Annotated in this window: 12 protein-coding genes; 10 read left to right on the forward strand and 2 right to left on the reverse strand. The window is 74.3% G+C overall.

Going from position 1 to position 13,039, the window contains the following annotated elements:
- Positions 1-13: 13 nt before the first annotated feature.
- Positions 14-271, reverse strand: coding sequence for a DUF3040 domain-containing protein (locus tag ACFY3U_RS04460; protein WP_387194737.1), 258 nt, complete (start codon positions 269-271; stop codon positions 14-16).
- Between the two features lie 455 nt (positions 272-726).
- Between ACFY3U_RS04460 and ACFY3U_RS04465 the strand changes: the two genes are divergently transcribed.
- The 5 genes from ACFY3U_RS04465 to ACFY3U_RS04485 are packed head-to-tail and all read left to right on the forward strand — an operon-like array spanning position 727 to position 7,033.
- On the forward strand, positions 727-2,805 hold the full coding sequence (locus tag ACFY3U_RS04465; RefSeq protein WP_387194740.1) for a DUF1800 family protein: 2,079 nt from the start codon (positions 727-729) through the stop codon (positions 2,803-2,805).
- Positions 2,806-2,825: 20 nt separating this feature from the next.
- Positions 2,826-4,193 (forward strand): DUF1501 domain-containing protein, encoded by a 1,368-nt coding sequence (locus tag ACFY3U_RS04470; RefSeq protein ID WP_387194743.1) that lies wholly within the window; start codon positions 2,826-2,828, stop codon positions 4,191-4,193.
- Positions 4,190-5,617: a ferric reductase-like transmembrane domain-containing protein gene (locus tag ACFY3U_RS04475; protein WP_387194746.1), complete on the forward strand. Its 1,428-nt coding sequence runs from the start codon at positions 4,190-4,192 to the stop codon at positions 5,615-5,617. The genes ACFY3U_RS04470 and ACFY3U_RS04475 overlap by 4 nt, the downstream gene beginning before the upstream one ends.
- Before the next feature lie 11 nt (positions 5,618-5,628).
- Positions 5,629-6,261: an FMN-binding protein gene (locus ACFY3U_RS04480; RefSeq protein ID WP_387194749.1), complete on the forward strand. Its 633-nt coding sequence runs from the start codon at positions 5,629-5,631 to the stop codon at positions 6,259-6,261.
- Between the two features lie 49 nt (positions 6,262-6,310).
- Positions 6,311-7,033, forward strand: coding sequence for an FAD:protein FMN transferase (locus ACFY3U_RS04485; RefSeq protein ID WP_387195944.1), 723 nt, complete (start codon positions 6,311-6,313; stop codon positions 7,031-7,033).
- 310 nt (positions 7,034-7,343) lie between these two features.
- Here ACFY3U_RS04485 and ACFY3U_RS04490 read toward each other — a convergent pair whose 3' ends face one another.
- Complete coding sequence (locus tag ACFY3U_RS04490) at positions 7,344-8,015, reverse strand: bifunctional DNA primase/polymerase (RefSeq protein ID WP_387194752.1); 672 nt, start codon at positions 8,013-8,015, stop codon at positions 7,344-7,346.
- Between the two features lie 251 nt (positions 8,016-8,266).
- On the opposite strand from ACFY3U_RS04490, the gene ACFY3U_RS04495 reads away from it, so the two are divergent.
- The 5 genes from ACFY3U_RS04495 to ACFY3U_RS04515 are packed head-to-tail and all read left to right on the forward strand — an operon-like array spanning position 8,267 to position 12,994.
- Positions 8,267-9,487 (forward strand): helix-turn-helix domain-containing protein, encoded by a 1,221-nt coding sequence (locus ACFY3U_RS04495; protein WP_387194754.1) that lies wholly within the window; start codon positions 8,267-8,269, stop codon positions 9,485-9,487.
- Between the two features lie 13 nt (positions 9,488-9,500).
- Entirely contained in the window at positions 9,501-10,079 is a 579-nt protein-coding gene (locus ACFY3U_RS04500; RefSeq protein WP_387194757.1) for a flavoprotein, read from the forward strand.
- Between the two features lie 60 nt (positions 10,080-10,139).
- On the forward strand, positions 10,140-11,060 hold the full coding sequence (locus ACFY3U_RS04505; RefSeq protein ID WP_387194760.1) for a Nif3-like dinuclear metal center hexameric protein: 921 nt from the start codon (positions 10,140-10,142) through the stop codon (positions 11,058-11,060).
- The gene (locus ACFY3U_RS04510; protein ID WP_387194763.1) at positions 11,057-11,794 is read left to right on the forward strand and encodes a zinc ribbon domain-containing protein; all 738 of its coding nucleotides are present in this window, start codon (positions 11,057-11,059) and stop codon (positions 11,792-11,794) included. The genes ACFY3U_RS04505 and ACFY3U_RS04510 overlap by 4 nt, the downstream gene beginning before the upstream one ends.
- 3 nt (positions 11,795-11,797) lie before the next feature.
- Positions 11,798-12,994, forward strand: coding sequence for a bifunctional RNase H/acid phosphatase (locus ACFY3U_RS04515; protein WP_387194766.1), 1,197 nt, complete (start codon positions 11,798-11,800; stop codon positions 12,992-12,994).
- The last annotated feature ends 45 nt before the right edge of the window (positions 12,995-13,039 follow it).

Here is a 13,039-nt window from a genome sequence, read left to right on the forward strand (position 1 = left end):
CACGGCCCGCGGGTCACGCCCAGCGGCGGCGCAGCCGCCACATGAGAGCGGCGTTGGCGGCCAGCACCACCGCGCAGACCGCGCCGGCCAGCCTTCCGGCCAGTACGGTCATCGCCGGCAGTGACGCCCAGAGCACGATGGTCAACAGCATCAGCCAGCGCCCCCGTCGGGCCCGCGCCCGATGGTCGAGTCGCGCGAAGAACTTCGGGTCGCTCTCCCGGAGCTGCCGGGTGATCTGTTCGAATCTGCGCTGATCCTCTTTGCTGAGCATGATGATGCCTTCCCCTCAGGCTTCAGCGGTTCGGCGGCTTACCCGTCGGGGCGGGAGCTCACGCACCCGTGGTGCTGCTACTTTTTCGCCACGGGGGGCCGCGCTCGCCGGGCAGGTCGTGGGGTTACTCAGCGCAGGCTTATCGGTTCCTTAAGTTTGGCTGTGGTGGTGAACGGCCGTCGAAGCGTCGCACCGGCGGCAAACGTCACGCCCGCCCCGCGCCGGTCGGTGTCGCCCCTGCTCCGGACGCCGGCACCCAGCAGGGGCGAAATCCACCAGGCGGGCAGGCCGTTGAGCGGTGCCTTAAGTGCGGTCCCGGAGCGCTCCGGCTCGTCTTGTAGCTGCCCGGGACGCTTGGCTACCTTGCCGTAGCAACTCCTCAGGCAACAGTCGCCGCACCTCGCCCCGCCCCCGGTCGCAGCGTGTCGGCGCCTTGAAGAAAACGGGATTGGTACATGGCCGACCAGACTGTGCCACCACGTCGACCGCGGGACGACCGCGGCTGGGACGGGCGCCAGCACCCCGCGGACGGATACCGCGACGCCCACGCCTACGCCCCGTACGAGCAGCAGTACACCCAGCCGTACGCCGCGCCGGCCGATCCGCACGCCCCGTACGCCCACGCCGGGTACCCGACCGCCCCCCAGCAGCCGGCCCGCGGCCCGCAGTGGGTCGGCCCGCAGGGCCTGGGCCACCAGGCGCCGTACCAGCCGGCCGGTGTCGGACTGCCCAACCTGGACGATGACGACGACCGGGACGGTCGGGTCGGCCGGCGGCGTGCCCTCGCGGCGCTCGGCGGCACCGCCGCGGTGGTCGCCGGCGGCGCCGCCCTGGCGATGAGCCCGCAGCTGCGCGACCTGTTCGGCGGCGACGAGGCGGCCGCGGCCGGCGACGCCACCGGCACCACGGTCACCGACGGCACCGCCGCCCGCCCCAGCGGCCAGCAGGCCAGCACGGTGCGCACCTACACCGAGCAGAACGAGAGCTACATGGGCTCCCGCGCCGGTGCGGCGCTGAAGAAGAACTCGCCCACCGGCGGCCGGACCTTCTCCGGCCCGGCCGCGGCCGCGGCGGAGACCCCGGTGACGGTGAAGACCGTGCTGGCCAAGGACCCGGTACGCCACCTGGCCAGCCGGGCCACCTTCGGCGCCACGCCGAAGGTGATCGCTGACATCAAGCGGATGGGCATCGACGGCTGGATCCGTCAGCAGCTCGACCCGGAGAAGATCGCCCCGACCAGGGGCGAGCTGAAGATGACCGAGCTGCCCAGCCTCAAGCTCACCCCGCAGCAGCTGCGCGACCAGCGCGACCAGCTCAACGAGCAGGGCGTGCAGCCGGCGCAGGAGACCATCGACGCCACCCTGGCCCGGCAGATCTGGTCGGACCGCCAGCTGTTCGAGGTGATGGTCGACTTCTGGAACGACTTCCTGCACGTCTCGTCCGACTTCGACGGCGGCGAGACGTACCGCAACGCGTTCGACCGGGACGTGATCCGGGCGCACGCGCTCGGCAACTACCCCGACATGCTGGTCGCCGCCAACCGGCACCCGGCGCTGCTGCTCTACCTGAACCAGGTGGACTCCCGCAAGGACGCCATCAACGAGAACCTGGCCCGGGAGAACCTCGAGCTCTACTCGGTCGGCGTCGACGGTGGCTACACCGAGAAGGACGTCCGGCAGGCGGCCATGCTGCAGACCGGCCGCGGCGTGGACGACGGCAAGTACGTCTTCCGGCCGGACCGGCACTACGTCGGCAAGGTGCAGATCCTCGGCTTCAGCCACCCGAACACCTCGGCCGAGGGCGCCGACATGGTGATCGACGCCTACATCCGGTACATCGCGCTGCACCCGTCGACCGCGCAGTACGTGGCCCGCAGCCTGGCCACCCGGTTCGTCTCGGACACCCCGCCGAAGTCCCTGGTGGACCGGCTGGCGAAGGTCTACCGGGTCAACAAGGGCGCGGTGAAGCCGATGGTGATGGCGCTGTTCAGCTCCTCGGAGTTCTGGGCAGCGGTGGGCCAGAAGGTGCGCCGCCCGATGGAGTACCTGGTCGCCACGTACCGCACCCTCGGCGTCTCGCCGGAGGCCGGCCCGGAGTTCAAGCAGGGCGACAGCAAGCGGACCGCGTACGCCCAGGGGCTGCGGCAGGTCCAGGACAAGCTGCGTGAGCTGGGCCAGTTCCCGATGGGCCAGCCGACCCCGGACGGCTACCCCGACGTGTACGTCGCCTGGACCTCGGCCGGCACCATGGTCAACGGCTGGAACGAGGCCGGCGAGCTGGTCGCCGGCTACCGCAGCCAGTTCACGTTCACCAAGCCGGAGAAGCTGGTGGCGAAGCCGCCGGCGACCGCCGGGGCGTACGTGGACGCGCTGGCCCTGCGGCTGGTGCACCAGAAGCTGAGCGCCAAGGAGAAGGCGCTGATCCTCGGGGTGGCCGGCGTGCCGGCCACCGCCCGGGTCGACGCCACGTTCAACGGGGCCATCACCGCCGTCGCGCGGGCGATCCTCGCGTCCCCCCAGCACCACCTCCGGTGAGGCACCCGATGGAGAAGACTGTGCACACGTTCCCCCTGCACCCCGAATGCCCGGACCTGCGGCGGCTGGCCGACAACCCGGCCGAGGCGCTGCTGCGCGCCGAGGCCGACATGGTCGCCGCCGAGAGCGCCGCGGAGGCCGACCGCTACCGCCGGCTGGAGGACCTGGAGGAGGCCCAGCAGGACGGCCGCGGCGTCACCCGGCGGACCTTCGTCGCCGGCGCCGCCGCCACCGCCACCGCGCTGGCCACCGCCCAGTTCGTCACCACCAGCGCGTCGTTCGCCGCGACCAAGACCGGCACCCTGATCCACGTCTTCCTCTACGGCGGGCTGGACGGGCTCAGCCTGGTGGCGCCGGACAACGACGTGGTGCTCAGCAAGGCCCGGCCCGACCTCCTGCTCGGCAACGACTCGCTGGCCCTGGGCCGCGGGTTCAAACTGACCAGCGCGTTCAAGCCGCTGGAGTCGTGGCTCAACGCCGGCCAGCTGGGCTTCGTCCCGGCGGTCTCGGACGAGCGGCTGTCCCGCAGCCACTTCCAGGCGGCCGACGCCTGCAACCTGGGCGGCCTGCCGAACGAGACCGGTGGCCGGGGCTGGCTGGACAGCCTGGTCGGCAACCTCGGCAAGGGCACCGCGTTCCGCAGCGTCGGCATCGGCAGCACGCTGCCCCGCTCGCTGGTCGGCACCAACGGCGCGCTGTCGCTCAACAGCGTCGGCTCGCTGCGGCTCAACGGTGACGACAGGTACCGGGCGGCCACCGAGAAGGCGATCCGGGGGCTCTTCACCGGGATCAACCACCCGGTCGAGGAGGCCGTGCAGGAGGGCATGGGCGCGCTGGCCACCGCCCAGAAGCTCTCCGCGCAGGAGTACAAGCCGGCCGAGGGCGTGAAGTACGAGGGCGTGGGCTACGCCTTCCAGCAGCTCGCCCAGCTGATCAAGGGCGGGGCGAACGTCCGGGTGGCCACGGTCGGCATGGGTGGCTACGACACCCACGAGAACCAGGGCACCCAGGACGGCGGCCAGCTGCACCGGCGACTCGGCGAGCTGGCCAGCGCGATGGCGGCGTTCTTCACCGACCTCGGCGACAAGGCCGCCGACGTGACGATCATGGTGTCCAGCGAGTTCGGTCGCCGGGTCGCCTCCAACGGCGGCGGCACCGACCACGGCCACGGCGGCGTGGTCACCATCCTTTCCGGCCGCAAGCTCGCCGGCTCGCTGCTGGGCACCTGGAACGGGCTGGCCTCGCTGGACTCCGGCGACGTCCCGGAGTACAACAACATGTTCAACGTCTACGGAAGCGTCGCGCAGGGCCGGTTCGGCCTGACCAACGCGGAGGTGGACAAGATCTTCCCGAGGCAGAAGTACACCCCGATGAAGCTGTACGCGTGACATACCAGGACACCTGGGCCGCCGGCCGTCGTACCGGGAGCGAATCCCCGTACGGCGGCCGTTCGGCTGCCCCCGTACCCCCGCCCCCGCCTCCGGCGCTGCCGCGCCGTGGTCCCGGCGGCCGGCGTGCCATCGCCGCGCTGTTCTGGCTCGGCCTGGTGGCCGCGGTGCTGCCGTGGTGGCTGGACACCCCGGCCGGCTCGTTCACCGGCACCGCCGACGTGCTGACCGCGGCGGGCCGGATCACCGGCCTGGTCGCCGGCTACCTGCTGCTGGTCCAGGTGCTGATGATGAGCCGGCTCGGCGTGCTGGAACGCTGGCTCGGCGGGGAGCGGATCTCCCGGGCGCACCGGGACGTCGGCGCGACCCTGCTGGTCGCGGTGCTGGCCCACCTGTCGCTGATCGTGGTCGCCTACGCCGGCGTCGAGGGCAACTCCGTCCCCGGCGAGGTCGGCGTGCTGCTGCGCGACTACGAGGACATGGTCTCGGCCTTCGTGGCCGCCGGCATCATGCTGCTGGTCGGTCTCACCGCGATCCGCGCGATCCGCCGGGTGCTGCCCTACGAGCTGTGGTACCACCTGCACCTGACCAGCTACCTGGCCCTGCTGCTCGGCTTCGGCCACCAGTTCAGCAACGGCGCCCAGCTGTTCGAGCCCGGCCCGGTGCGGACCGGCTGGATCGCCGGCTACCTGCTGGTGGTCGCCGCCCTGGTGTGGGGCCGGCTGGTCGCGCCGCTGCGGTTCAACCTGCGGCACCGGCTGCGGGTGGCGGACGTGGTGGCGGAGAGCCCGGACACCGTCTCGGTCTACCTCACCGGCCGCCGGCTGCAGCAGTTGGAGCTGTTCGGCGGGCAGTACTTCCGCTGGCGGTTCCTCACCACCGGCTCCTGGTGGCAGTCGCACCCGTTCTCGGTCTCCGCGGCGGCCAACGGCCGCTGGCTGCGGCTGACCGTCAAGGTGGTCGGCGCGCACACCCGGGACCTGCGTGAGCTGGACCCGGGCACCCGGGTCTGGGCGGAGGGGCCGTTCGGCACCTTCACCGCCGCGTACCGCACCCGGGAGCGCGCGCTGCTCATCGCCGGGGGCAGCGGCATCGCCCCGCTGCGCGCCATGCTGGAGGAGCTGCCGCCCGGCGCCGCGCTGATCTACCGGGCCCGGACCCCCGCCGACGTGCTGCTGCACCAGGAGCTGGACTGGCTGGCCCAGGCCCGGCAGACCGCCGTCTGGTACGTCATCGGTCGGCGCGACGACCCCGGCCCCCGGCAGCTGATGAGCCCCGGCGGCCTGCGCCAGCTGGTGCCCGACCTGCTCCGCCGGGACGTCTACCTGTGCGGCCCGCCCGGCATGGTCAGCGAGTCGGTGCGGGTGCTGCGGGAGGCCGGCGTGCCCCGCCGGCAGATCCACCTGGCCACCTTCGAGTTGTAGAGAGGTCCGAGATGCGACGCGCGTTGCTCGCGATCACCGGCCTGGCCGCCAGCACCACCGCGCTGGTGGCGTTCAAGGGCGCACCGGACGCCACCCCGGTGGCCCAGGACCTGCCCGCCGGTCGGGCCAGCGCCGTGCCGGGCGGGGCCGCCCCCGAGGCGCCCACCGCCACGCCGGGCCCGACCGGGACGCCCGCCGCCCGCCCCTCCGCCACGCCCAAGCCGGGCGCGAGCACCAGCGCGAGCGCCGACCGCACCCCGAGCGCCCGCGCCAGCACCACCCGGGGCGGTACGGGCGGGAAGACCACGGCGCCGCGGACCACCGCGCCCAGCGCGCCGCGGACCAGCACGCCGCCGAAGTCGACCACCCGCACGGTGACCGGCCCGGTGATCACCAACGAGTACGGCAACGTGCAGGTGCAGATCACCGTCTCCGGTACGAGGATCACCAACGCGGTCGCCCTGGAGCTGCCCGACGGCGGGCAGTCGGGCCAGCGCAGCGACCGGGTGGACGCCGCCTACAGCGGCACCTCCGGTCAGGTCGTCCGGCAGCAGAGCGCCAGCCTGGACACGGTCTCCGGGGCGACGTACACCAGCCAGTCGTACCGGCAGTCGCTGCAGGCCGCGATCGACCAGGCCCGCTGAGGTGACGGCGCCGACCACCCGGCCGGGCCTGCGCCGGGTCGAGCAGATCATGGGTACGGCGATCAGCCTGGACCTGGCCGACGAACTGCCCGCCGCCACCCTGCACGAGCTGGCCGAGGAGACCTTCCGCTGGCTGCGCGAGGTGGACGCCCGGTTCAGCACGTACCGGGACGACAGCGAGGTGAGCCGGTTCGGCCGGGGTGAGCTGGTGCTCTCCGAGGCGTCGGCCGACCTGCGGCTGGTGCTGGAGCGCTGCGCCGACCTGTGGGACGTCACCGACGGGTGGTTCGACGCGTACGCCACCGGCCGGCTCGACCCGTCCGGCTTCGTGAAGGGCTGGTCGGTGCAGGTCGCCTCGGACCGGCTGCGCGCGGCCGGCGCCGGCAACCACTGCCTCAACGCCGGTGGGGACGTCCGGGTGTGCGGGCTGTCGCCGACCGGCCGGCCGTGGCGGATCGGCGTCCGGCACCCGTGGGACCCGACCGCCACCTGCCTGGTGCTCACCGGCACCGACCTGGCGGTCGCCACCTCCGGGGTGTACGAGCGCGGCCACCACGTGCTCGACCCGCGCCGCGGCGTCCCGGCCCGCGGGCTGCGCTCGGTCACCGTGGTCGGCGCCGACCTGGGCGTCGCCGACGCGTACGCCACGGCGGCGGTGGCGATGGGCCCGGCCGGCACCGGCTGGCTGGACCGCCTGGACGGCCACCTGCACGCCGTGGTCACCGACGACGGCCGGCTGCACCACTCGACCCGGCTGCCGCTCGCCGACTGACCCGGCGTTGGGTGCCGCCCGGCTCAGCGGTGGGTGCCGGCGGGGCGGGTGTTGGTGGGCCGGGGGCGGCCCGGGCGGGAGCCGCGCGGTCGGGAGCCGGCCGGCCGGCCGCCCGGCCAGCGATACGCCGGCCGGTGGTGCGGCGGCGGCTCGGTGCCGCCGCCGTGTCGTGTCGCGTCGTCGCTGGCCATCACGTACCCCCGGATTCCCGGCGTCGACGCGCCGTCACCCGGTGCAACGAGGTCGCCACCGTCCGGGTCGCTGCCGGGAACCCGACGCGACCCCCCGCGGCGGGCCGGCCGGGGGTGGGTCAGTGGCCGCGGCGGGGCAGCGGCAGGTGCCCGGGGAGCAGGTCGGGGGTGAGCGTCACGCCGGTGGCCCGCAGGGCGTCGATCAGCGTGTTCTGCACCAGGTACGAGTCGGGCAGCTGCCAGCGGGCCTGCTCGGGGGCGACCGCCCAGCGCACCGGGCCCTCGGGCAGCCGGGTCGGCGGCGCCGGGATCCACGAGCCGGTGCCGTGCCGCACCACGTGGAAGCAGTGCTCCAGCTCCGGCCGCAGCGGGTCGCCCGGCCGGACCAGGAACATCCAGCGCCCGGTCGGGGTGGTCACCACCGGCCCGCGTACGCCGTGGCCGGCCGGGTGGCCCGGCACGGCCGCCAGCACCCGCCGGCCCAGGTGCGCGGCGACCTCCAGCACGTCGAACGCGCGCCCGGTGGGCAGCAGCACCCCGTGCGGCCGGTTGTGCCACCAGGTCGCCACCCGGGCCGGGTCGGCGCTGGCCGCGTGCTCCCAGTCCTCCAGTGCCGGGTGGCAGCCGACCGTCGGGCACCCGGCCCGGCCGCAGACGAACCGGGTACGGGCCAGGCAGGCGCCGGGGGTCACCTCCCAGCCGTGCATGGCGTACCGGACGGCGATCCGGCGCAGCCGGACCCGTTCGATCGGCGACAGCTTGGCGACCTGCGGCCCGACGTTTCCCCACATAACCCCGTCAACTCCCCTCGCCGGACCGGACACCCGCCACGCCGCACGTCGAGCACCGTCACTGCCGTAACCCACGATCGTTGAGCTGACGAACGGCTCGTGCAACTTGCACGAAAACTACGAGGACTGGCTGTACGGCTGACGTACAACCTGTGCGACCAGCGAAAATCTGGAACGGACGGATCCGGTGGCACCCACGCCGAGCCGTCCGGGCGGCGCCGGACGGGCGTCGAGGGGGAGGGGCAGGGGCGATGGACGAGCTGCCGATAGGGCGACGAGTGGCCTACTGGCGGGGCCGGCGGAAGATGTCGCAGCAGGTCTTCGCCGACCGCCTCGGCAAGTCGAAGAGCTGGGTCGACAAGGTCGAGCGCGGGGTGCGCCGGCTGGACAAGTTCTCCGTCCTCTACGAGATCGCCGACATCCTCCAGCTCGACGTGCAACTGCTGCTCGGCAAGGACCCGGAGCGGCGCACCGACGCGATGAACTGCATCGACCAGGTCGAGGTCCAGGAGATCCGGGCCGCGCTGGAGCGGTACGACTCGATGAGCGCGTACTTCGACGCCGCGCCGTACCCGCCGCCGCTGGAGGACATGCGCAAGGCGGTCAACCACGCCTGGCTCACCTACCAGTACGGCCGCTACGGGATGCTCACCCGTGCCCTGCCGAAGCTGCTGCGCGACGCCCAGGCCGGCGACGCCGGCTACGGCGGCGACCGGGCGAAGGAGGCCGCCCACCTGCTCGGGCAGGTCTACCAGATCGCCTCCTCGGTGCTGCGCAAGCTGGGCGAGTGCGACCTGGCCTGGCTGGCCGCCGACCGCTCGATGGCGGTCGCCCAGCGGGCCGACGACCAGCTGCTGGCCGGCGTCGCCACCACCCGGGTCTGCAACGCCCTGGTGGCGATGGGCCGGGCCCGCCCCGCGCTGGAGCTGAACGTCACCATCGCCAACCGGCTCGCCCCGGGCGACCGCGTGGACCCCGACCGGCTCTCCGTCTACGGGATGCTGCTGCTGCAGGGGGCGATGGCCGCCGCCCGGATCGGCGACTCGGCCACCGTGGACGACCTGCTCAACGGCGCCGACGAGGCGGCCACCCTGCTCGGCAGCGACCAGAACCGCTACTGGACGTCGTTCGGCCCGACCAACCTGGAGCTGCACCGCGCCGCCGCCGCGGTGGAGCTCGGCGACGGCGGTCGGGCGGTGGAGATCCACCAGCGGATCTCCGAGCCGGCCTTCAACGCCCTGCTGCCGGAGCGCCGCGCGCACCACCTGCTCGACATCGCCCGCGGGTACGCCCAGCTCGGTGACGTGGCCAACGCCGGCGAGATGCTGTTGCTGGGCGACCGTCTCGCCCCGTCCGAGATCCGCTGCCGGCCGATCGCCCACGAGGTGATGTCGGACGTCCTTCGTCGCACACGTGGTGCGCCGCCTTCGCCGATTGCGGAGTTGGCTGAGCACATGGGAGTCGGAGTATGACGGCGCCGGCCGGATGAACGGCCCGCACCCGAGCAGCGAGCGCCGCGAGGTGCTCTACGTCATCGCCTGCGGTTCGCCGCTGGCACGGCACGTCGGCCGGCTGGTGGAGCTGGCCCAGGCCGACGGCTGGGAGGTGTGCGTGATCGCCACCCCCGACGGGGCGAAGTTCGTCGACCGGGTCACCCTGGCCCGGCAGACCGGCCACCCGGTACGCACCCACTACAAGCATCCCGGCGACCCGGACGTGCTGCCCCCGCCGGATGCGATGATCGCCTGCCCGGCCACGGTCAACACGATCAACAAGTGGGCGGCCGGGATCACTGACACGCTGGCGCTCGGCCTGCTGGTCGAGGGGCAGGGCAAGGGGCTGCCGGTGGTCGCGGTGCCGTTCACCAACGCCGCGATGGCCGGTCACCCGGCGTTCCAGGCCGGCCTGGAACGGCTGCGCGAGTGGGGGACCACGGTGCTCTTCGGCGACCAGGTCTTCCCGCTGCACCCACCCGGCACCGGCGAGCGGCACCTGCACGCCTTCCCGTGGGAGCTCGCGGTGGCCGCGCTGCCCGTCCGGTCGCGCGTCACCTCGGCCGCCTGAGCGGGGTCGGGCGGCGGGCGTGGCGGTGATCGGCGGCGCGCGCCGGTAAGCTGACCCGCCGTGAGCACAACAGCGGTTCCGCCGACCGTCGCCGACGTGGTGGCCGAGCTGGAGCGGCGCTACCCGACCGCCTGGGCGCAGGAGTGGGACCGGGTCGGCCTGGTGCTCGGCGAGCCCACCGACCCGGTCCGCCGGGTCGCCTGCGTGGTCGACGTGGTGCCGGAGACCGTCGCCGAGGCGCTGGCCGTCGGCGCCGACCTGATCGTCGCGCACCACCCGCTGCTGCTGCGCGGGGTCTCCTCGGTGGCCCCCACCACGTTCAAGGGGCGGATCGTGCACGACCTGATCCGCGCCGGGGTCGCCCTCTACGTGGCGCACACCAACGCCGACGTCGCCTCCCCGGGGGTCTCCGACGCGCTGGCCGCGCGCTTCGGGCTGACCGACCTGCGACCGCTGAGCCGGCCGGAGCCGGGCGAGCCGGCCGCCGGGGAGGGCCGCGGGATCGGCCGGATCGGGCGGCTGCCGGCGCCGCTGACCCTGGCCGAGCTGACCCGGCACGCCGCCGCCGTGCTGCCCGGCACGGCGTGGGGAGTTCGCGCCGCAGGCGACCCCGGGCGTATCGTGCGTACCCTCGCGGTCAGCGGTGGCTCCGGTGACGCGTTCCTCGGCGCGGCGACCGCCGCCGGGGTGGACGCGTTCCTCACCGCCGACCTGCGGCACCACCCGGCCGGCGAGCACCTCGCCGCCGGTGGGCCCGCCCTGCTGGACGCCGCCCACTGGGCGACCGAACGACCATGGCTGGACGACCTGGCCGCCCACCTGCGGGCCGGCCTGGGCGTCGAGACCGTGGTGTCCGACCTGGACACCGACCCGTGGACCGTGCACGCCGGCTCGCCCGCACCGGGCCGCGACCCGCACCGGCCCACGACCCCGTACCCGGACGACGACCCCGCACTGGACGACAAGGAGCCCCGACCGTGAAGGCAGAACCCCAGGTCCAGCGCCGCCTGCTCGACTTGCAGGCCATCGACACCACCCTCGCCCAGCTTGCCCACCGCCGCCGCGCGCTGCCCGAGCGGGCCGAGCTGGAGGCGCTGGCCCGGGAGCTGTCCGCGCTGGAGGACGACCGGGTCCGCGCCCAGGTCGCCGTGGACGACCTGGACCGGGACATCGCCCGGCTGGAGAAGGACGTCGACCAGGTCCGGGCGCGCAAGCGCAAGGACGAGGACCGGCTCGCCGCCGGCAGCGGCCCGTCCCGCGAGCTGGAGGCGCTGCAGCACGAGCTGGCCTCGCTGAACCGCCGGCAGGGCGACCTGGAGGACGCCGAGCTGGAGCTGATGGAGCAGCGGGAGACCGCGCAGGGCGTGCTGGACGGGATCGAGGCGCGGCTGGCCGAGGCCCGCGATCGGCGGGCCGCGACCGAGCAGCGCCGCGACGACAGCCTGGCTCAGATCGCCAAGGAGGAGGAGTTCAAGCGGGGCGCCCGCAAGCCCCTCGCCGCCGACCTGCCGGCCGACCTGGTCACCCTCTACGACAAGATCCGCGAGGACACCGGCCTGGGCGCCGCGCTGCTCACCGCCGGCCGGTGCGGCGGCTGCCGGCTGGAGCTCTCCGGCGCGGACCTGGCCCGGATCCGCAAGGCGGACCCGGACGAGGTGGTCCGCTGCGAGGAGTGCCGGCGGATCATGGTGCGTACCAACGAGTCGGGTCTGTAACCGGTGGCGGTGCGCGCGGTCGTGATCGAGGCCGACGGCGGGTCCCGGGGCAACCCGGGGCCGGCCGGCTACGGCGCGGTGGTCCGGGACCCGGCCTCCGGCGAGGTGCTGGTGGAACGCTCCGAGTCGATCGGGACGGCCACCAACAACGTGGCCGAGTACCGCGGGCTGATCGCCGGCTTGGAGGCCGCCGCCGAGCTGGGCGCGGCCGAGGTCGAGGCGCGGATGGACTCCAAGCTGGTGGTCGAGCAGATGTGCGGCCGCTGGCAGATCAAGCACCCGGGGCTGCGGCCGCTGGCCGCCCGGGCCGCCGCGCTGGTCGACCGCTTCGACGCGGTGCGGTTCAGCTGGATCCCCCGGGAGCGCAACAAGCACGCCGACGCGCTGGCCAACGCGGCCATGGACGCCGCCGCCGGGAAGCCGGCCCGGCGGGAGGTCGAGCCGCCGCGCGAGGTGGCCGCCCCGGACTCGCCGGCCCGCGCCGCGGCCCGCGAGGCGGCCGCCCGCGCCACCACCCGCGCCGCCGGCACCGACCCGGCCACCGCGAAGCCGTCCTGGGAGCCGCGCCCCAGCTTCACCGCGACCCGGCTGATCCTGGTCCGGCACGGTGAGACCGAGTGGACCGTCCAGCACCGCTACGCCGGCCGCGCCGACGTGCCACTGTCCGACACCGGCCGCGAGCAGGCCCGGGCGACCGGCACGCGAGTGGCCGCGCTGGCCCCGTCCGTCGCGGCCGTGGTCAGCTCCCCGCTGTCCCGTTGTACGGCCACCGCCGAGGCGATCGCCGGGGCGCTCGGCGGTCTGCCGGTACGCCGCCACGACGACTGGGTGGAGTGCGACTTCGGCGACTGGGACGGGAAGACCTTCGCCGAGGTACGCGAGGGCTGGCCCGGCGAGCTGGACGCCTGGCTCGCCTCGACCGCCGTCGCGCCCCCGGGCGGGGAGTCGTTCGCGACGGTGGCCGACCGGGTGGACCGGGCGGTGCTGGCGCTGCGCGACGCGTACCCGGGAGAGACCGTGGTGGTGGTCTCGCACGTCTCGCCGATCAAGCTCGCGCTGCAGGACGCCCTGGCGGCCGGCGACGGGTTCCTGCACCGGCTCTACCTGGACGCGGCCGGCATCTCCGTGCTGGACCTGTGGCCCGACGGCGGCGTCGCGGTCCGCTCGGTCAACGACACCGCCCACCTCCCGCCACGCTGAGCCCCCGGGCCGGGCGGGTGCCGGCGCGGCGCGTGCCGTTCGGCG

It is taken from the genome of Micromonospora sp. NPDC000089, assembly GCF_042899365.1.
In the GTDB taxonomy this organism is placed as follows: domain Bacteria; phylum Actinomycetota; class Actinomycetes; order Mycobacteriales; family Micromonosporaceae; genus Micromonospora.

Excerpts from the sequence above, each read along its gene's own strand:
- ACFY3U_RS04460 (WP_387194737.1), bottom strand. The coding sequence starts at position 271 with ATGCTCAGCAAAGAGGATCAGCGCAGATTCGAACAGATCACCCGGCAG.
- ACFY3U_RS04465 (WP_387194740.1), top strand. The coding sequence starts at position 727 with ATGGCCGACCAGACTGTGCCACCACGTCGACCGCGGGACGACCGCGGC.
- ACFY3U_RS04480 (WP_387194749.1), top strand. The coding sequence starts at position 5,629 with ATGCGACGCGCGTTGCTCGCGATCACCGGCCTGGCCGCCAGCACCACC.
- ACFY3U_RS04485 (WP_387195944.1), top strand. The coding sequence starts at position 6,311 with ATGGGTACGGCGATCAGCCTGGACCTGGCCGACGAACTGCCCGCCGCC.
- ACFY3U_RS04490 (WP_387194752.1), bottom strand. The coding sequence starts at position 8,015 with ATGTGGGGAAACGTCGGGCCGCAGGTCGCCAAGCTGTCGCCGATCGAA.
- ACFY3U_RS04495 (WP_387194754.1), top strand. The coding sequence starts at position 8,267 with ATGGACGAGCTGCCGATAGGGCGACGAGTGGCCTACTGGCGGGGCCGG.
- ACFY3U_RS04500 (WP_387194757.1), top strand. The coding sequence starts at position 9,501 with ATGAACGGCCCGCACCCGAGCAGCGAGCGCCGCGAGGTGCTCTACGTC.